This is a genomic window from Halobellus captivus (assembly GCF_007655485.1).
Taxonomy (GTDB): Archaea; Halobacteriota; Halobacteria; order Halobacteriales; family Haloferacaceae; genus Haloquadratum; species Haloquadratum captivum.
Window position 1 is genome coordinate 384341 of the sequence record NZ_VJXQ01000003.1, and the last position, 18824, is coordinate 403164.

20 protein-coding genes and 1 tRNA gene are annotated in these 18824 nt (G+C 65.7%); 6 read left to right on the top strand and 15 right to left on the bottom strand.

Going from position 1 to position 18824, the window contains the following annotated elements; genetic code table 11:
• Positions 1-67 precede the first annotated feature (67 nt).
• Positions 68-140: transfer RNA gene (locus FJT57_RS11290), tRNA-Asp, on the top strand.
• A gap of 287 nt (positions 141-427) precedes the next feature.
• Here FJT57_RS11290 and FJT57_RS11295 read toward each other — a convergent pair.
• The 3 genes from FJT57_RS11295 to FJT57_RS11305 are packed head-to-tail and all read right to left on the bottom strand — an operon-like array spanning position 428 to position 2286.
• On the bottom strand, positions 428-766 hold the full coding sequence (locus tag FJT57_RS11295; RefSeq protein WP_144905351.1) for a fluoride efflux transporter FluC: 339 nt from the start codon (positions 764-766) through the stop codon (positions 428-430).
• Positions 767-810: 44 nt separating this feature from the next.
• Positions 811-1152, bottom strand: a complete 342-nt coding sequence (locus FJT57_RS11300; protein ID WP_144905220.1) for a CrcB family protein — start codon at positions 1150-1152, stop codon at positions 811-813.
• A gap of 21 nt (positions 1153-1173) precedes the next feature.
• Entirely contained in the window at positions 1174-2286 is a 1113-nt protein-coding gene (locus FJT57_RS11305; protein ID WP_144905222.1) for an ATP-binding protein, read from the bottom strand.
• Between the two features lie 75 nt (positions 2287-2361).
• On the opposite strand from FJT57_RS11305, the gene FJT57_RS11310 reads away from it, so the two are divergent.
• Positions 2362-2814 (top strand): DUF7382 domain-containing protein, encoded by a 453-nt coding sequence (locus tag FJT57_RS11310; RefSeq protein ID WP_144905225.1) that lies wholly within the window; start codon positions 2362-2364, stop codon positions 2812-2814.
• 29 nt (positions 2815-2843) lie between these two features.
• On the opposite strand, the gene FJT57_RS11315 is transcribed toward FJT57_RS11310, so the two are convergent.
• On the bottom strand, positions 2844-4121 hold the full coding sequence (locus FJT57_RS11315) for a tRNA(Ile)(2)-agmatinylcytidine synthase (RefSeq protein ID WP_144905227.1): 1278 nt from the start codon (positions 4119-4121) through the stop codon (positions 2844-2846).
• Between the two features lie 169 nt (positions 4122-4290).
• Here FJT57_RS11315 and FJT57_RS11320 point away from each other — a divergent pair, with 169 nt between their 5' ends.
• Positions 4291-5268, top strand: coding sequence for a transcriptional regulator (locus FJT57_RS11320; protein WP_144905230.1), 978 nt, complete (start codon positions 4291-4293; stop codon positions 5266-5268).
• 111 nt (positions 5269-5379) lie between these two features.
• On the opposite strand, the gene FJT57_RS11325 is transcribed toward FJT57_RS11320, so the two are convergent.
• From FJT57_RS11325 to FJT57_RS11350, 6 genes are all read right to left on the bottom strand, one after another.
• The gene (locus tag FJT57_RS11325) at positions 5380-5637 is read right to left on the bottom strand and encodes a glutathione S-transferase N-terminal domain-containing protein (protein WP_144905232.1); all 258 of its coding nucleotides are present in this window, start codon (positions 5635-5637) and stop codon (positions 5380-5382) included.
• Between the two features lie 153 nt (positions 5638-5790).
• A complete protein-coding gene (locus FJT57_RS11330; RefSeq protein WP_144905235.1) occupies positions 5791-7188 on the bottom strand; it encodes an aryl-sulfate sulfotransferase in 1398 nt (465 codons plus the stop codon).
• A gap of 130 nt (positions 7189-7318) precedes the next feature.
• Positions 7319-8707: an NCS2 family permease gene (locus tag FJT57_RS11335; RefSeq protein ID WP_144905237.1), complete on the bottom strand. Its 1389-nt coding sequence runs from the start codon at positions 8705-8707 to the stop codon at positions 7319-7321.
• A gap of 108 nt (positions 8708-8815) precedes the next feature.
• Positions 8816-9535 carry a phosphoribosyltransferase family protein gene (locus tag FJT57_RS11340; protein ID WP_144905239.1) on the bottom strand — a complete coding sequence of 240 codons (720 nt, stop codon included), beginning with the start codon at positions 9533-9535 and terminating at the stop codon, positions 8816-8818.
• 169 nt (positions 9536-9704) lie between these two features.
• The gene (pyrE, locus tag FJT57_RS11345) at positions 9705-10229 is read right to left on the bottom strand and encodes an orotate phosphoribosyltransferase (RefSeq protein WP_144905241.1); all 525 of its coding nucleotides are present in this window, start codon (positions 10227-10229) and stop codon (positions 9705-9707) included.
• A gap of 585 nt (positions 10230-10814) precedes the next feature.
• Entirely contained in the window at positions 10815-11357 is a 543-nt protein-coding gene (locus FJT57_RS11350) for a CDP-2,3-bis-(O-geranylgeranyl)-sn-glycerol synthase (RefSeq protein WP_144905243.1), read from the bottom strand.
• 130 nt (positions 11358-11487) lie between these two features.
• Between FJT57_RS11350 and FJT57_RS11355 the strand changes: the two genes are divergently transcribed.
• The gene (locus FJT57_RS11355) at positions 11488-12075 is read left to right on the top strand and encodes a DUF502 domain-containing protein (RefSeq protein WP_144905245.1); all 588 of its coding nucleotides are present in this window, start codon (positions 11488-11490) and stop codon (positions 12073-12075) included.
• A 54-nt stretch (positions 12076-12129) separates the two neighbouring features.
• A complete protein-coding gene (locus tag FJT57_RS16425) occupies positions 12130-12270 on the top strand; it encodes a hypothetical protein (RefSeq protein WP_162524336.1) in 141 nt (46 codons plus the stop codon).
• 169 nt (positions 12271-12439) lie between these two features.
• Here the strand turns inward: FJT57_RS16425 and FJT57_RS11360 are convergent, their stop codons facing one another.
• From FJT57_RS11360 to FJT57_RS11370, 3 genes are all read right to left on the bottom strand, one after another.
• Complete coding sequence (locus tag FJT57_RS11360; RefSeq protein WP_144905247.1) at positions 12440-13369, bottom strand: branched-chain amino acid transaminase; 930 nt, start codon at positions 13367-13369, stop codon at positions 12440-12442.
• A 166-nt stretch (positions 13370-13535) separates the two neighbouring features.
• Positions 13536-14261 carry a 3,4-dihydroxy-2-butanone-4-phosphate synthase gene (gene ribB / locus FJT57_RS11365; protein WP_144905249.1) on the bottom strand — a complete coding sequence of 242 codons (726 nt, stop codon included), beginning with the start codon at positions 14259-14261 and terminating at the stop codon, positions 13536-13538.
• Entirely contained in the window at positions 14258-14968 is a 711-nt protein-coding gene (locus tag FJT57_RS11370; protein ID WP_144905251.1) for a DUF120 domain-containing protein, read from the bottom strand. Before FJT57_RS11370 ends, ribB begins: the two co-directional genes overlap by 4 nt.
• A 283-nt stretch (positions 14969-15251) precedes the next feature.
• On the opposite strand from FJT57_RS11370, the gene argS reads away from it, so the two are divergent.
• Positions 15252-17006 carry an arginine--tRNA ligase gene (gene argS / locus FJT57_RS11375; RefSeq protein WP_144905253.1) on the top strand — a complete coding sequence of 585 codons (1755 nt, stop codon included), beginning with the start codon at positions 15252-15254 and terminating at the stop codon, positions 17004-17006.
• A gap of 67 nt (positions 17007-17073) precedes the next feature.
• On the opposite strand, the gene FJT57_RS16685 is transcribed toward argS, so the two are convergent.
• Together FJT57_RS16685 and minD are read right to left on the bottom strand one after the other, a co-directional pair.
• Positions 17074-17211: a hypothetical protein gene (locus FJT57_RS16685; RefSeq protein WP_203229154.1), complete on the bottom strand. Its 138-nt coding sequence runs from the start codon at positions 17209-17211 to the stop codon at positions 17074-17076.
• A gap of 54 nt (positions 17212-17265) precedes the next feature.
• On the bottom strand, positions 17266-18771 hold the full coding sequence (gene minD / locus FJT57_RS11380) for a cell division ATPase MinD (RefSeq protein WP_144905255.1): 1506 nt from the start codon (positions 18769-18771) through the stop codon (positions 17266-17268).
• Positions 18772-18824 lie beyond the last annotated feature (53 nt).

The following is an 18824-nucleotide window of genomic DNA, read 5'->3' on the forward strand; positions in this document are numbered from 1 at the left end:
TCGCTGCCACGCCGCCGTCAGATGATAAGTCTTAATTAGACAACCGGGCTACGAGGAGATGGAGCAAGCCCGAGTGGTGTAGTGGCCCATCATACGACCCTGTCACGGTCGTGACGCGGGTTCAAATCCCGCCTCGGGCGCTTTGATTTCACAACGTCCAGCGAGGCGTCTTGTCGCCGATCGATACCGTTGAAATCTAACGCCAGTTACGCGGGATTTGAACACCAGCAGTCGCACGCCCGCGCGGCGAACGCAGTGAGCGAGCAGGAACGTCTGTGCAGGATTCAAATCCCGTGACCATCTTCGTGCTCGATTCCTTCTGACATCGCGCGAAAGGTGAACTGCTCGGAAGCCCGCACCCAGTGATTCTGCTATCAGCTATCGCCTATCCAAACTCGGCCTATCCGAGTCACTTCCAAACACGACACTACCAGAGCGCCGCAAGCCAAAAGCCGATTCCGACGCCCACGAGCGCCGCCGCAAGCGTCCCGATCGCGTCGACGGCGGCGAGTTCTGCCTGTCCCTCTGTGCCCGCCCGAACGACGTTGACCGCGAACGACGAGAAGGTCGTGAACGCGCCGCAGAAACCCGTCCCGACGAGTGCGAGCATCGCGTCCGCGGGCGCGGAGGCGACTAACGCGCCGAGCGCGACGCTCCCGAGGACGTTGACCGCGAGCGTGCTCCGGCGGCCGCCACCGAGCGCCACGTCGACGGCGTAGCGACCGAGTGCGCCCAGAGAGCCGCCGACGCCGACGAGCAGCGCCATCGGGAACGCATCGAGCGCGGCGACTGGTTCGACGAAGCCGCTCGTCACGTCCACCGCCTCCCGATCAGCAGTCCGAGGAACGCGGCCGTGAAGCCGAGCGCGTAGTTGGCGGCGACGTTGGCGAGACCGAACGTCAGTCCGAGCGAGGTCGTCTCGACGGCGAACGCGCTGTAGGTCGTGAACGACGAGAGCAGCCCGGTCATCAGGAAGAACCGAAGGCGGGTCGAGTCGACGGCCCGAACGGCGAGCGCCAGCGCGAAACTCCCGGCGACGTTGACGAGGAGGGTCCCGGTGGGACCGGTCGCAAGCGTCCCGACGAGATACCGCCCGGCGGCTCCGAGGAAGCCGCCGAGCGCGACGAGCACCGGGAGGAGTCGATCGCCCATCGAGTCCCGTTTTTCGGGCGACTACTCGTCAGTTTCGATGGCCCGCGCCGCCGTCGAGGCTCGCGGACTCGCCCCGCCGTGCGGGGTGTCTCGGGTCCGAACCGCGACCGTGCGGGTCGCCTCCGCTGTATCGTCGACGACGAGCGCCTCGCCCGGTGCGGTCGGCATCGACTCCGCGAGGTCTCCGTCGACGTAGGCGGGGTCCGCGGCGGCGAGCGCGCGGACGTCCGAACCGGCCGTGAGCCGGTGGACGATTCGGAGATCCGACTGGGAGACTGCGACTTCCGGGAGCGCGCTCGGGCGCTGCGTCGCGGTGACGAGCGAGACACCGGGCGCGCGCCCGCGCGTGAGGATCGTTCGGAGCGGCTCGCTCGCGACGCCCCCGAAGAAGACGTGGGCCTCGTCGACGAACAGCCACGGGAGCCGGTCGACCCTCGGCTCGGCCCCGCCGTCGTTGGCTGTCGATCGGCCGAGGCGCCCGTCGTACAACGCGGCGGCGACCCCCGCGGCGACGGCGTTCGACGGCGCGTCGTCGAGGCCGGAGCAGTCGAGAACCGTCGCCGCTCCGTCGGCGAGCGCCCGCGCGTCGAGCCCGGCGGGATCGAAGACGTTCCAGGAAGCGGCACGGCGGAGTCGGTTTCCCGCCGCGCGGCGGACGTCGGCCGCGGCGTCCGCGCTGGCGACGGCTTCGCGCATTTCGCCCATCGTCGTCGCCGCGCTCGCGGCGTGCCAGACCAGCGCGCCGACGGGGCGATCCGGATCGGTGCCGACGAGCGCGGGCCAGCTCGCCGGTGGAATCGCGTCCGCGCGGATCGTCGGTTCGTCGACCACCTGCGCCGGGACCGAACCGCTCCCGCTATCGTCAGCGAGGCCACCGAAGACGCCCATCGGATCGATCACGACGGGAGCGACGCCGGGCGTCCGCGCCGCCGCCTCCGCGAGCACGCCGAGCGTGTAGGACTTTCCGTACCCCCGCTTGCCGACGACGAGCGCGGCGTGCGGGCGGTCGAAGTCGATGGCGACGGGCGCGCCGCGGCTTCCGTCGCGGGCGCGGTGGTGACCGAACGAACCGGCGAACCGCGGCGTCGGGGATGCGTCGCCGTCGTCCCCTCGACCGAGAACTTCCGTGTGCATCGGCGAGAGTGGCTCCGCGATCGGACTTGAATCCCCGGACGAGCGTTTATATACGGAGACGGGACCACGAGCGGTATGTTCGACGAACTCCGACGGTTCGCCGGGGACGACCGCGCTATCGAGGGACTGCCGATCAGACTCGTCATCGCCCTCGTGGTGGGCGTCGCCACGATGAGCGTGATGTTGAATATGTTGTCAGGGGTACAGGGGCTCGCCGTCTCCGAACTCGACGTTCGCCCGACGCCGGACGTCGTCGAACCCGGCGAGCAGGAGCTGGAACTCCTCGTCGTCGACGACGACGGCGACGGCGTCGAGGGCGCGACGGTGGTCGTCAAAGACGGCAGCGCCGACATCGACGGGGTCGCGACGGCGAAATCTGACGCCAACGGGATCGCGAGCGTCACGGTCGATCCGGACACGCGGGCGAACCAGGAGACCGGAACGCTCGTCGTCGACGTGAAGCCGCCCTCGGGGAGCCAGTACGTCGACCGACGGGCGAACACGGAGATTCTGGTGGTCGAGAAGTGATCCGCGGGGCCGTAGCGGCGTGACGCTGCTCACCGCTCGGGGTGCACCGGCGCGTCGAAACCGCCGCGGATCAGCGGTTTCGCGATGTGCCGACGCGCGCACGGCGGCACCTCGTACCACCCGGGTTCGAGGTCGCGATCGAGGGTGACGGTCGCGGGATCCGCAGCCGTGGTTCCGCAGTCGCGACAGCGGTAGCCCTGATCACGGCCGGCGCTCGCCATCGAGCGACCGCACTGCGGACAGGTGGGGTTCGCCTCCTCGGTCCGCCGCAGCGATCGGACGGCGAACTTCTCTAGCTTGAGCGTGCCGTCACTCACCTCGCCGCAGACGGTGAGTTCGTCGCCCGCGCGGAGCGCTCGCACGCAGTCGCGGAAGCGCTTCGTCGGCTCGAAGGCGACGCAGTCGATCCCGGCGGCCGGTCGCTCTCGGCCCCGAAGCGCGAAGAACACGTGACCCCCGCGACGCGTCTCGGGGTCGCCCGCGACGGTGCCGTCGACGCGGTAGGCGCGGCCCTCGCGCAGATCGTCGATCGTTCCCTCGCGCAGGTGCACGTCGGTCCCCTGATTCGTCAGGAAGGTCGCCGACCGCTCGACCGGTTCGCTCTCGATTCGCTCGGCGAGGTCGACGACGGCGTTCGCGTCGTCGCCGCGGACGCCGTAGAGGATCGGCCCGGGGGCGTTGGGGACGCAGACCGCCTGCCCTTCGACGCTGTCGACCGTGTCCCATACCTCGGGATAGAACCGTTCGGCCGCCTCGAAGACCGACGCGCCGTCGACGTCCCGGGGGGTCCCGCAGCGCTCGAACGCTCGGTAGGCGATGTGCTCGTGGGTCCACTCGTCGAGCGCGGCCCACGCGCCGACGGCGGCGAGCGCCCCGATACGCCCCCGGCCGCCGTCCCAGCCGCGATGGCGATAGCCGGATTCCTCGATACGCGAGAGCGCGTCCTCCGTGTCGAGGAAGTCGCGAATCGCCCGACGCGTGAAGTCGGCCACGGCGGGCGGAACCGCGTCGGGAGCGTCGTCGGCGACCACGACGCCGGGGCTCGTCCGCGGGTCGTCCAATTCGGCGAGCGGTTCCAACTCGGCGACAGCGAGTTCGAGCGCTCGGTCGGGATCGACGTCGGTGTGGATGGCGAGCGCGGCGTTGCCGCGGGTCTTGTGCTCGACGGCCGGATTGAGTCGAACGAGAAGCGTGCGCTCGACCGTCCCGCCCGAATCGACGACAGCCTCGGCGAGCCGCGCGGCGAGGTACGTCGTGCACATCCCGCGCTCGCGCGAGTCGGTGTCGTCGAGGCCGATGAGCGTCATCGACGGGTTGTAGTTTCCGAGGCGGCTAACGGCTTTCGGACGCAGCTGTGCCCCGACGAGTTTCGCTCATATTCGCACTCAACGACGAAGAAACCGGCAGACGACGCGGTTGCGACGATCGGATCCGGCGGCACAACGCATATATGCGCTGAATCACCTATATCCGCCTATGTCTCGGGGTGCGCTCGTCGGAAACGTCACGGCGATGCTCGAGGACGCGGGGTTCCTCGTCAGCGAACGCTGTGCCATCCGACCGAAGAGTTTCGACATCGCCGCCCGACGGGGCGAGGATCTAGTGCTTCTGAAGATCCTCGGCAACATCGACGCCTTCGACGGGACGACCGGCGAAGAGATGCGGCGTCTGGGAACCTACCTCAACGCGACGCCGATGGTCATCGGTCTGCGAACGCGCGACGAGGATCTGAATCCGGGCGTCGTCTACTTCCGCCACGGCGTGCCGGTGCTCAACCCCGACACCGCAGTGGACCTGTTCGTCGAGGGCGTGCCGCCGCTCATCTACGCCGCACCGGGCGGCCTCTACGTCAATATCGACGGCGACCTCCTCGCGGACGAACGCCGCGACCGCGGCTGGAGCCTCGGTCAGCTTGCGACGGAACTCGGCGTGTCGCGTCGGACCGTCTCGAAGTACGAGGACGGGATGAACGCGAGCATCGACGTCGCGATCCAGCTCGAAGAGATGTTCGACCAGCCGTTTTCGAGCCCCGTCGAGGTGATGGAGGGGGCCGAAGACGTCCACGACGCCGAACCGACGCCGGACGATCCCGACCCCGAATCCGGCGACGAGCACGTCGTCCACGTCCTCACGCGGGCGGGATTCACCGTCCACCCGACCGCCCGTGCGCCGTTCAAGGCGGTCAGCGAGGACGACGAGCGTCGGCGCGACTTTATGCCGATGCTCACCGGCCACTCTTCGTTCACGCGCAGCGCGGAGAAACGAGCGCGGATAATGTCCTCGCTCGGGGAGGTCACGCAGACCCGCTCGGTGTACTTCACCGAGGGCCGATCGAAACGCGAGGCCGTCGAGGGGACAGCGCTCGTCAGCTGCGAGGAGCTGGCCGACATCGACGACCCCGACGAGATCCGCGATCTCATTCGGGACCGCTCGCAGGAACCGACCGAAGCGTAACCGAGCGGAGTGTAGTTAACTAACACGTCGTCGAGCAAAAGCCGCCGCGTAGTCGGGCGAAAGCCGCCGAGTCATTTCTATGCGTGCGAACGCGACGTCGACACTGCGTCGTTATTTCGCAGCGTTGCCGTACGTCTCTTCGAGGTACTCGACGATATCGCCGCTCTCGGACATCCCCTCGACGCCGTTCGCCTCGTCGACGAGGACCGGCACGCCGGTCTGTCCGCTCACCGTCTCGACCTCAGTCCGTTCGCTGTGCGCGGAGGGGACCTTGACCGACTCGTACTCCAATCCGAGTTCGTTCAGTTTGTCGATTACTTTCGCACAGTACGGGCAGCCGTCGAGTTCGTACAGTACCAGATCAGACATCGCCTCCGAGTAGGATTCGCCACCTAAAGAGTCACGTGGTCGCGTGCGTCGGAAGTGCACAGATGAGGGCGTGGAAGGAGCGGGCAGACGATACGGAAATCGTTACAGTCGAAGAACGGCCGGAGCGTCACAGCCGCGGAGAGAACCGGTGCGTCACAACTGATCGGCGAGGCGGCGAACCCCCGCGACGATCTTGTGTCGCCCGGCGATCAACTCGCCGCTCGCCCACCCGAAGCCGACGAGGACCGCACCGATCGCCCAGACGAAGTCCCAGCCGGACATCCAGACGGGGCGCAGCCACGGTGTCACGTGCGCCCACCGGAGCGCGAACTCGGTCATCGGCCCTTCGAGGGGCGTGTCGGCGAAGGTCGCGCGGATCCGCCCGTCGAATCCGACGGTTTCCTCTCCGCCCGCGGCGAGATTCGCGCTGCCGGTGATCTCGTACGTCCCGCTGGCGTTCATATCGCGGATCGTCGGTCCCGACGATTCGGGACCCGTCCCCATCCGCTCGGCGTCGTATGGCCCCCACGTCGCGTAGTACTCCCAGACGACCTCTCCCGTCGGCGTGATCTCTATGATGCGGTGGTTCAGCGTGTCGGTGACGAGCGTGTTCCCGTTGGGGAGGCGGTCGGCGTCGCGCGGCCAGTTGAGCGACTCCGAGCCGACGTTCCACGTCTGCACCCACTCGCCGTCCTCCTTCGCGTATTCGACGATCCGGTTGTTCTCGCTGTCGGCGACGAGGATCGTCGGCGTGCCGTTCTCGCTCAGCAGCCAGTCGGGGTTGTGTTGCTCGCGCATCACGGAGTAGTCGTCGTCGCTGCCGAGTCGCTCGACGATCTCTTTCGAGTCCATATCGACGACGATCGCCTGATCGAAGTTCCGCGGCGACAGCAGCAGTCTGTCTTCGCCGATCTGGTCGACGTCGTTAACGTGCGTCCAATCGTCGTTGTAGCCCCCGTCGGTGCTCTCCGGGTAGTGGTCTCGGAAGTACCACTCCCAGGTGAACTCCTCGCTCGAGCGGTTGTAGACGACGATCCGATCGTCGCTGACGCCCGTCGACTCGTTCCACTGACGCATGTTCGCGATGGCGATGCGGTCGTCACCGAGATACGCGACATCGTGGGTGTCGGTCATCTCGAAGCGCTGCTGCCAGACGCGTTCTTGGGTTTCCGGATCCAACTCGAAGACGACCGTCTCTCCGGCGCGCGGCGAGGAGACGAGCAGGTTCCCGTTCGGCATCGGATCGACGTCGAAGAACCACGCGTCGCCGCCGACGTTATCGTCGTGGGTCCACTCGAGGCTCCCTCGCTCATCGACCGAGACCAGCCGTGCGGGCTTTTTCGGGTTCGTGTTCCCCTGAAAGGTGTAGCCCTGCACGCTGATGACCGTCGAGTCGTTGGCGGCGCTGGAGATATTGCCCCGTTCGAGGCTCGTCTCCTCGGTCGGATCGTACGTCAGCGCCGAGACGGCGGCGGGTGCCAGCAGTGAGACGATCACCAGCAGAGCGACGAGCCTGACCGCGTTGGCTCGGGAAAGCGGAGGGACGTTCACACGTTCGAATCACGTGGTTGTCGATGAATCTCTTGCGGTCTGTGGAATTGACAACGAATTGCGGATCGGAGACGCTGCGTCCTTCGACCTGCGCGATCGAGACGCCTCAGACGTGCGCGATCGAGACGCCTCAGACCTGCGCGGCGAGGATTCCGCCGGTCCGGACGACGAAGTAGACCACGAACGCTCCGGCGAGCACCCAGTGGCCGATCCGGACGTCTTCGCCCTCGCCCGCGGCGAGTTTGATGACGGGGTAGGAGACGATCCCCGCGGCGATGCCGTACGCGATCGAGTACGTGAACGGCATCACCAGGATGGTCAGCCCGGCGGGAATGACGTGGGTCAGGCTGTCCCATTCGATGTCGACGACGTTGCGAAGCATCACGACGCCGATGACGACGAGCGCGATGTTGGTCGCGTATCCGGGGATCCGCGTCACGAGCGGAACGATGGCGAGTGACGCAACGAACAGTCCGACCACGGTCAACGCCGTCAGCCCGGTCCGACCGCCCTCCTCGACGCCGGTCGCCGATTCGATGTAGGTCGTCACGGTCGAGGTGCCGAGCATCCCGCCGACGGTCGTCCCGACGGCGTCGGCCATCAGCGGTTTGTCGATGTCGGGGAGGTTGCCGTCCTCGTCGAGGAAGTTCCCGGCCTGCCCGACGCCGACGAGCGTCCCCGCGGTGTCGAAGAAGTCGACGAAGAAGAAGGTGAAGACGATGAGCGAGAAGGTGAACAGCTCCACGTTTCCGAAGCCGGAGACGAACGCACCGGCCAGCGGCGTGATGTCGTACGTCGCGGAGACCGATTGAGCGACGAGTCCGACGTCGGCGGCGACCGGACCGAACGCGGTGAGCACCCAGCCAACGACCGATGTCACGGCGATTCCGATGACGATCGATCCGGGGATTCCTCGGGCGTACAGCGCGAGCGTGAGGAACAGGCCGAACACCGAGACGATCGCGACGGGGTCCGACGCTACCGCACCCAGCGTGACGAGTGTCGCCTGATCGTCGACGACGATTCCCATTCCCTGCAGTCCGATAATCGCCAGGAACAGTCCGATCCCCGTTCCGACCGCGAATTTTACGGGCGTCGGGAAGAGGTCGATCACGTACTCTCGCGCGCCAACGACCGTGAGAAGGATGAAGACGATCCCTTCGACGACGACGGCCGCGAGCGCGGTCTGCCACGGGACGCCGAGCGCGCCGACGACGGTGAACGCGAAGAACGCGTTCAGGCCAAGGCCGGGTGCCTGCGCGAACGGTCTGTTCGCGTACAGCGCCATAATCAACGTGGCCACCGAAGCCGCGATGATCGTGACCACGGCGAGCATCGACATGATCTCTCCCTGAGAGTACCCTTCGATGCTGATCGCGTTCATCAGGATCGCCGGATTCACGACGATGATGTACGACATCGTCAGGAATGTTGTCAATCCCGCGAGGATTTCGGTTCGTACCGATGATCCGTGTTCTTGCACACCGAAGTAGTCTGAAACGGTTTCACTGATCCCCATAATGCACGTTTGAGCATAGCACGGATCCACCGGATAAGTATTTCTATAGCATATTGAAATAAATCGAACCGAAGATCATATTGTCGTCCCGATTGGGCGTCGATTCGCTCACTCGGCGTCGAACGTTGTCAGCGCGCCGACTGGTGCGTCGGTGAGTTCGCGGGCGCGATCGATCCCCTCGTCGCCGACGGCGATGAGCGCGAACACGCCGGTGACGTCCGCATTCGCCTGCATCGCGATATCGAGGAGCAACTCCTGCGTCTCGCCCGACCGGATGAGGTCGTCGACGATCAGCACGTTCTCTCCACTGGAGAGGGCTCGACGGGGGAGATAGTAGGTCAGTTCGATCCCGGAGGCGAGTCGCTGACGCGATTCGATGAACTCCTCGACAGCGGTCTCCTTCGATTTCTTCGCGTACGCGACGCGGGCGTCGAAGTAGCTCGCCATCGCCGCGCCGAGCGTGATCCCGTCGGTCGCGGCCGTCAGCACGACGTCCGGGCGCTCGAATCCGAGCGCGTTGGCCGCCGCGGGGGCAACGAGATCGAGGAACGACTGATCGAAGACGATTGCAGAGTTGTCGACGTATCCCTCGTCGTCGAACTCGACACGAGCGCGGAGTTCCGCGGCGAGGGCGTCACGACCGACGCCGTCGACGACCTCGCGGGCGCGCTCCGCCCCCGGGAGGACGTGTCCGTTGACGTATCGGTTGAGATCGCCCGCCGGAAGCGCAGTGAGTTCGGCGAGTTCGTCGTACGTCCGCGTCTCTTTGAGCATTCGCAGAACCGCGACAGACTGTAATTGGAGGGCCGCTTTCTCCGCTCTATTCATACATCGATGTGCGAGGTTGCGTAAGTATGAATATGTCGATCCGTATGCAATCGAGAAACACCACGTACGTGGATTCAGTGAGTGCGACGCGCGGGGGTGGTCGTCCGATCTGTCACCAATACTCGACGATACCGGGGCCATCGAGTCGGATCGAGTTCAGGTCTTCCGCCTATGAGGCGTCTTCGAGGAGCTCATCGGCCGTGACGAGCGCGTCGAGTTCCACGTCGGCGTCGGCGAGTCGTTCGCGCGCGCCCTCCTGTCGGTCGACGACGACGAGGACGCGGTTGACGATCGCACCGGCCTCACGGAGCGCCTCGACGGCGTCGAGCGCGCTCGTTCCCGTGGTGGCGATGTCTTCGAGAACGACGACTTCTTCGCCCTCTGTGAGTCGGCCTTCGATGCGGTTGCCCGTGCCGTACTCTTTGGCCTGTTTTCGGGCGATGACGTACGGCGTGTCGGTTTCGACGCTCGTGACCGCGACGAGCGGGACCGCCCCGAGTGCGACGCCCGCGAGCGTTTCGCTGTCCAACCGCTCCGCGAAGGCTTCGGCGATCAGACGAAGGCAGTGCGGGTCGGTCTCGAAGAGGTACTTGTCGACGTAGTACTCGGAGGTACCGCCGTGGGAGAGTTCGAATTCCCCGAACTGGACGGCGTCAGCGTCGCGCAGCGCCTCGATGAGTTCGTCGTTCGCCATTGGATGTCAACGCGCGGGCGGGCCGCTTAAACGGGACGATTCCGACCGGGAGCGGTTGGAAACGACGAACTACTCAGAGGATTCGTTTCACGCTTGTGAGAGGAAAGTATCCGCCAGAGCGAGCGTGCGAACTGACCGTAAGGGATTGTATGCTCCGATACGCTATTCGGAGGCTTTCATAGTCAATCCAACGGAACGGTACGCCCGATACAGGCGAATGATCCAGACCCACGCGATAACGGAGAGAATCAAAAGAACCGCTATTTGGCCAATAGACTCAGTAACAGTGTTCGTTAGTAATTGAACGATGAGGATCACGGGATAGAGGGAGAAAAATAGAGCGAGAACCAGCGCGATCCCTTTCAGATACGTGAACAGACTTTGTTCCACTTTTCTGGATAACACAAGATCGATCAAATATCTTCGGTCGATAATCGTACTCTGTCTTGAGCATCCGCGAACGAAGTGAGCGAGCGGTTCACCGCCGACGAGCGGCCGAAAGCCGCGAGCTCGGCGGCATTTTTCCCTCCAGGTTTTTCCACGATGGGTTCGCGACGCGAACCCATCGTGGAAAAAGGTGGGTGTCTAATACGGCTCGTTCTTCAGCCCGAGGAGATACGCAACCACGTTCGTCACGACGTGCAGCAGGGGTGTGAGCACGATCACGACGGCGATCACGGGGAGCGTGAACGTCTCGGCGAACCACCCGAAATCGAGGAGGGCGGTACAGAGGAGCGCGCCCGCGACGAAATCGAGTTGGTCGACGACCGGGAAGGCTGCGCCGCGCTCCCGGCCCGTCCGACGTTTGAGGAACGACGCCGCGACGTCGCCGAGCATCGCGCCGAGGGCGAGACCGACTGCCGCGGCGAACGGAAAGACCGGCAGCTCGAAGCCGATCACGTGGCCGACGTCCGGTGCCACGAAGTTGAGCCCGAGGGCGAGAAGTACGCCCGCGAGGGTGCCGACGGCGGTCCCCCGCCACGTTTTGCCGTCGCCGAGGAGTCGGCGACCATCCATCGTTCGACCGCCGTCAATCGGTGCGCCGCCGCCAGCGAGGACGGCGGCGTTGTTCGGAACGTACGCGGGGAGCATCGCCCAGAACGCGACGGCGACGAGATCAACGAGCATCGGTGTCGGCTGCGACGGCGAGCACAAAAGTATCCTCGGTTCGCGCGTCAGTTCCGGTGGGATCCGAAGCCGACTGCTCGGCATCGACACCAGTCACTTTAACCCCCCAGTGTGACGTACGTCTCGATAGATGTCCTCCTGGAGGCGCGATTTTGCAAGCGGATTGATCGTCCTGACGCCGATCCTCGTCATTCTGCTCGTTCTCAACTATCTCTACTCGAGAATCGTCGACCTGCCGGTGATCCGACGGCTCGAAGAGCCCCTCGGATTCGTCGTCGCCGTCGTCGTCTTCGTGATGCTCGTGCTCTCGATCGGGTACCTAATGCGAACGACGGTCGGTCGCTTGATCGAGACGTACCTCGACGCGGCGATGAATCGGGTTCCGTTGATCCGCGTCCTCTACAACGCCTCGAAACTCGCGGTCGAGACGGCGGTCTCCGGTACCGACGACCTCCAGAAGCCGGTGAAGGTCGAGCCGTGGCAGGGAATGCGGATGACGGCGTTCAAGACGGGGAAGACGACCGAGGACGGCCGGGTGGTGCTGTTTATGCCGACCGCCCCGAATATCACCACCGGATTCGTGATGGAGGTCGATCCGGACGATATCACCGAAACCGATGAGAGTGTCGAAGAGGCGCTCACACGCGTGCTCTCGGCCGGGTTCGGCGAGAACGAGCAGACGGCCCCGATCGACATCGACGCGCGAACCGAGAAATAATATGAGATCGGTACCACGCATCGAAAGTTGCGCTCGGCGTCACAGTCGCCCTGTTTGCGTACGGACTCCGAGGTGTTTGTCGTCGCCTTGCAACTCGCAGACAGCGCGCTCTTTTTCGTCGGGGTGTTTCTCGCGGCCTACGGCCTGTTCAACGGCGTCGGAGCCGCGATAGCGGCCGGGGACGGTGAGAGGTAAACCGTCTCAGAAGCAGAGTAACTCGGCGGTGCTGAGCAGATTTCCGGACGGTTGTACCGCGAGGCTCGCGTTCGCGAGCCTCGTGGAAAGCTTTTCCCACCAGGTTTTTGTCGGGGGTTCGAGGCCGCGCAAAGCGCGGCCGAGGACTCCCGAATAAAAAGGTGGGTTCCTAGACGTACGTGAACCACTCGTCGTGGGCGTCGGTGCGCCGCTCGACGAGGTCGAAGAACGCCTGCTGAAGCTCTTCGGTGACGGGGCCGCGGGAGCCGTTCCCGATGACCACGTTGTCGACCTTCCGGATCGGCGTGACCTCCGCGGCCGTGCCGGTGAAGAACAGTTCGTCGGCGGTGTTGAGTTCGCCGCGGGAGATCGTCGCCTGGTCGTGGACGGTGTAACCGCGCTCGCGGGCGAGATCGATCACGGTGTTGCGAGTGATGCCCGCGAGGATGCTCTCGGAGAGTCCGGGTGTGTAGATCTCGCCGTCGCGGACGAGGAAGATGTTCTCCCCGGGGCCCTCGGCGACGTTGCCCTCCTTGTTCAGGACGATCGCCTCGGTGTAGCCGTTCCGACGGGCCTCCTCGCCAGCGAGCAGCGAGTTGACGTACAGCCCCGTCGTCTTCGCGTTCGTCGGAATCTGGCTGGAGGCGTGCTTGCGCCACGAGGAGATCATCACCTCGACGCCTTCCTCGAGCGCTTCCTCGCCGAGATACGCGCCCCACGGCCACGCCGCGATCGCGACGTTCACGGGGTTGTCCTTCGGGCCGACGCCGAGCGAGCCGTAGCCGTAGAAGGCGACCGGGCGAATGTAACAAGACTCGAGTTCCTCTCTTCGAAGCAGTTCGAGCGTCGCCTCGGTGAGTTCCTCGGGCTCGTACGGCAGTTCCATATCGTAGGGGTGCATCGACTGGTAGAACCGTTCGAGGTGTTCGTCCCAGCGGAAGATCGCCGGGCCGTTTTCCGTGTCGTAGCACCGAACACCCTCGAAGACGCCTGTTCCGTAGTGAAGACCGTGCGTGAGAACGTGGACCGTCGCGTCGTCCCAGTCGACGAACGAACCGTCCTGCCAGATCGTGCCGACGTCCATCTCGTCGAATCCCATATCCCGTGGTTTACGCCCCGGAATATAAAACCATACAGGAGCGCCTTCGGGGGATACAGCCCGGATACCGTCGAGGTATCGCGTATGCGCGATCGAATATTAATGCGACCGTCGCGAAGCGTTCAGCGAAATCACTCGGCGATAACACGGTTCCGCCGCTCGATAGTCAGCCCAACTGCTCGATGATGGCTGCGCCCTCGACGTAGACGAGGTCGTTGCGGCGGGCGTACGCGGCGGCGGCGGGCGGCGTTCGGGCCCCGCCGGTGTCGGCGTCGAGCATCTCGCAGACGACGACCGCCGGGGGGCGGTCGGCGGCCTCGGCCAGCGCCAGTCCCAGTTCGGTGTGCCCGCGGCGGTCCGCGAGCAGCTCCGGCGCACCGCGGAGCACGTGAACGTGACCGGGCGTGCGGAACTCCTCGGCGAAGGCCGTCGCGTCGTAGTCGCTCTCGGGCTGCGCCGCTTTCGCCGCGGCGTCGCCGAGCCGCCGGATCGTGAGCGCGCGGTCGTCGTCGGTGATGCCGGTGAACGTCTCGCGGTGGTTCACCGGGAGCGAGAAGGACGAGCGGTCGTCGTATCCGAGGTCGTGATCCGCCGCTGCGGGGTGTTCGAGCTCGTCTTCGAGGAACGGCAGGCCGACGGCGTCGGCGACAGCGTCGGAGACGGCCGTACAGACGAGTCCACCGGCGTCGCGCCGGAGTCGGGCGACGGCCCGGGCGTCGACCGTCGCCGCGGGGTAGACGATGTCCGTTTCGCCCTCCCGGTCCGCGGCGTCGTGAATCAGGACCGGCTCACCGCGCCGGAACGCGGCCACGGCGCGGTCGACTGCGGGCTCCACGTCTCGGTCGGTCTCGGGGGTGCTCTCGGCCGCGACGTCGGTCGTCGTTCGCGTCATTGTACCGCCTCCACGCTGACGGTCACACCGTCGCCGTCTTCGAGTCCGAGCGCGTCACGGAGGCGAACGGGGGCGATGATCTCCAACTGCGTCTCGTCGTGGTGCGTGCGCTCGGGGACGATGATGTGCGCGGTCTCGGCGGTTTCGCCCTCGTATTCGACGATCGCCGCGTAGCACGTCGCCGGGCCGAACGTCCGCTCGTCGTCCTCCCAGCCGTCGATTGGGATTCCCGAGAGTGACGAGACCGCCGATCGAGCGCGGACGCTCTCCTCGTCGAGGTCGACGTTGAGCGTGCCGGGGAACGGCTCGTATCCGAGCCGCTCCTCGAACTGCTCCATGTAGCCCGAAAGCGAGATGTAGTGGCGGCCCTCGCCCATCCCGCTCGTCACCGTCCCGTCGAGTTCGACGGCCGACGGATCGGTTTCCTCGAAGATACGCCGGTAGTGCGAGTACTCCCGATGAAGCGCCGCCTCGCCCGATTCCGTCAGCGACACCCACTGCCCGTCTGCGACCACGTCGCGCTCGACGTGGCCCGCCCGTTCCAGCCGCTGCAGCCGACGCGAGGCGGTCTGATTCGAGGCGTCGAGGCGATCGGCGAGGGCCGAACAGGAAATCTTGACGGGACCGGTTCGCGCGCCCTCCAGGGCGACGAACTTCAGCGCCGCCAACTCGTCGTGGCCGACGGCGGAGACTGCGGATTCTGCCATTACCCGAGGTTGGCGGGCGTGCGTGTTAAGGATAACGGATTTGGAATGCGTTCCAAATCTGAGATGGTAGAAAATTACGACGAGGTCGAATTGTGACGGGAAAACAGGCGATATCGATTCTGGAAGGTATCACGGACTTGCGGTCGGTCGACCCTAAAGGCGTCGATACCGACGTCCGTTCGGCCGAGTCGGGCCGTCTCGCCTCTCGGCCGTCTCGGGCGGTCCTGCGGGGGAGTCGACGCCGTTCGGAAAGGCCTTTAGCCGCGGTAGATGAACGGCGGGTATGTTCAGAGCCTTCCGTTCGGAGGTCGAAAATGCGGTCGAGGCCGCCTTGGACGCGCTCGACCTCCCGACCGACGACCTCGGGGTCGAGGAACCGCCGGAGGACGTTCCGGCGACGCTGGCATCGAGCGTCGCGTTCCGCCTCGCCGGAGCGGTCGGTGCCGCGCCTCCGGCCGTCGCCGAGGACGTCGCCGACGCCGTCGACATCGACGACTGCGAGTACGTCGGCCGGGTCGACACGCAGGGCCCGTACGTGAACTTCTACGTCTCCGACGCCTACTACGCGGACACGCTCGACGCTGGGCGTGCGGACGACTACGGGACGCTCCCCCCGACGGACACGTCCGTCGTCGTCGAACACACGAGCGCGAATCCCACGGGGCCGGTCCACGTCGGCCGCGCGCGCAATCCGATCTTCGGCGACGCGGTCGCCCGAGTGCTCGAATACGCCGGAAACGACGTCGAGCGGCACTACTACGTCAACGACGCCGGTCGGCAGGTCGCGGTGTTCACATGGGCGTACGAGACGTTCGAGGAGTCCGACCTGCCCGAACCGGAGCGCGACCGCGCGGACTACGACCTCGTGCGGTACTACCGAAAAGGAAACGAGTTCTTAGAGAGCGCCGAGGGCGACGTCGCCGAGGCGGCCGAAGCCGAGATCGCCGACATTATGCAGGGGCTCGAAGCCGGAGACGAGGAGACGTACGAGCGCGTCGCGGTCGTCGTCGATCAGGTGCTCGGCGGGATGCGGACCTCGCTCGAACGCCTTCCGGCCGAGTTCGACCGCTTCGTCAAGGAATCACAGTTCATCCGCAACGGCGACGCCGCCGACGTCGTTCAGCGGCTGAAGGACTCCGAACACGCGGTCTACGAGGAGGAGGCCTGGCAGCTCGATCTCTCGGCGTTCGGACTTGAGAAGAACCTCGTGTTCCTCCGCTCGGACGACACCACGCTGTACACGACGCGCGACCTCGCGCACCACGAGTGGAAGTTCGAGAACTACGACGAGGCGGTCACCGTTCTCGGCGAGGACCACAAGCTACAGGCCGAACAGCTCGAAGCCGCGCTCGAAATCCTCGGCAACGACACCGACACGCTTCGGCAGACGTTCTACTCGTGGGTCAACCTCCCGGAAGGCGGGATGTCGACACGGAAGGGGACCGGCGTCGACCTCGACGACCTGCTCGATGAGTCGATCCGTCGCGCCCGCGAGGAGGTCGAAGACCGTCTGGGATCGCGCGTCAGGAACGACGAACTGGACGAGGACGACATCGACCGAATCGCCCACCAGGTCGGCATCGGCGCGGTCCGCTACGACATCGTCTCGAAGCAGCCCACGAAGGGGATCACCTTCGAATGGGAGCGCGCGCTCGACTTCGAGGCGCAGTCGGCCCCGTACGTCCAGTACGTCCACGCGCGGTGTTGCGGAATCGAGGGCGAAGCGGCCGCCGCGGGGATCGACGCCTCGACCGACGTCTCCGTGCTCGATACAGACGCCGAGCGCGACCTGCTCCGCGACATCGCGCGCTTCCCCGCAGTGATTGAGGAGGCCGCCGAGGATCTGGAACCGCACGTCGTCGCCACGTTCGCCCGGGAGTTCGCCGAGACGTTCAACACGTTCTACCGGGAGTGTTCGGTGCTCAACGCCGCGGACGAAGACGTCGCCGCGGCCCGGCTTGGACTGGTCCAGGCGTCGCGACACACCGTCGCTAACGCCCTCGACGCGCTCGGCATCGAAGCGCCCGAATCGATGTGAGTTCCGGCCTCGACGCCGTCGGAGAGGGATTCTTCAATACGGGGACGGATTCACGCTTTGAGAGAATTCACAGCGCCAGCGGCAGTACTGCCATCCCTGTCAACTCGCCGCCGACCGCGAGCACTGTCGCGACGCCAGCACCGATCGCGAGCAAAATGAACAGGATGAGCCACCAGAACGGGACGCGCGAATCTTTGTTTGCCATATCGACGATTCACCAGAGCCGAATAAAAGAACTTCCCGTTTCGGCGCGCTGACGCTAGCCGAAGAACCGGCCGAAGAGCCCTTTCTTTTTCTTTTCGGAGCCGTCATCCTCGTTCGATTCCTCGCTCACGTCTCCGTCGCTCTCTCCGTCTGAGCCCGCAGCGTCGTCCGTGGAGCCTCCGTTCGAACGGTCCGTATCTGCCCCCGCATCTGCCTCCGCGTCGTCGATTTCGGCGATTGGGTCGTCCGTCTCCGCCACGTCAGTCACTTCGCCCTCCGGGTCGGAATCCGCCTCGCCGTTTCCTGTGTCGTCTTCGACCGCGTCACTCGCCGCATCCTCGGAGAGCGGCGTCGTGTACACGCCGGTGTCGGCGTCCGCTTCGGGCTCTGCGGTCGCGGCCGCGAGTTCGTCAGCGCTTGCGGGTTCGACGAGCGGGTCCGTCTCGTTGTCGGACGCGTCGGGCGAGTCAAATGCGTCGGATTCGAGGCTCGGTTCGTCGACGGCGTCGCTCGCACCCACGTCGTACTCCGCCAGCGGGTCGACGCTGTCACCGTCCGCTTCGGATGTTCCGGCGACCGGGATATCGTCCTCGGCCTCAGGCGCATCCGAATCGCGATCGAGTTCGGCCTGCTCCGACTCGGGTGCGCCCTCGTCGACGTCGTCTCCGGGCGGATCATCGAGACTGATCTCGTCGGAATCGTCGTCTGGGCCGTCCCCATCGGCTGTCTCGTTGGTACCAGCCGCCTCGTCGATATCGGCGTCGGCAGCGGCGTCGACAGCACCCTCGTCATCGACAGCAGCGCCCTCGCCACTCTCGTCGGTGACAGTGACGGCTTCGTCACTCTCGTCGGCGACGGCTCCCTCACCAGTGAGACGCGCTGCCAGGGTTCGGTACGCCGACGCCGCCTCGCTGCCCGGGGCGAACGTCGTCAGCGGCTCGCCCGCGTCGGCGGCCTGCGCGATCACCGCCGCCTCCGGCACGACGTGCAGGATTTCGGCGTCGAGCAGGTCGGCGACGGACTCGCGGTCCGCTGCCTCCCCGTCGGCGCGGTTGAGCGCAGCGCCCGCGATGTCGACGCCGAGGCGGACTGCCACTTGTCGGGTCTTGTCGGTGTCGCCCAGCGCGTCGCGCGTCGGCGTCGAAACGAGGAGCACCTCGTCGACGAACGTCATCGGGACGACGGTGTCGTTGCTGAGCCCCGCACCCGTGTCGAGGAGCACGTATTCGTACTCCGCGCTGAGTTCGGCGAGCACGGATTCGATCTTCTCGGGGTCCGCCCGCGAGAACGCGTCGAGATCCGGTGATCCGGGGACGACGGCCATCCCGTGCGGCCCGTCGTGAATCGATTCCTCGACGTCGGCGTCGCCCGAGAGGACGTCGTGGAGCGTGGCGTCTCCGAGCGAGACGCCGAGCGCGCTCCCGAGATTCGCCATCCCCAGATCACCGTCGACGACGGCGACGCTCGATCCCGCGGCGGCCAACGCGGCGGCGAGGTTCGCCGCCGTCGTCGTCTTGCCGACACCCCCTTTCGCACTGACGACTGCGTACACACGACCCATAGGTTCGTTCCGTGACTCCCGCGTTGAGCTTATAAATCTGTCCGGGGAACCGT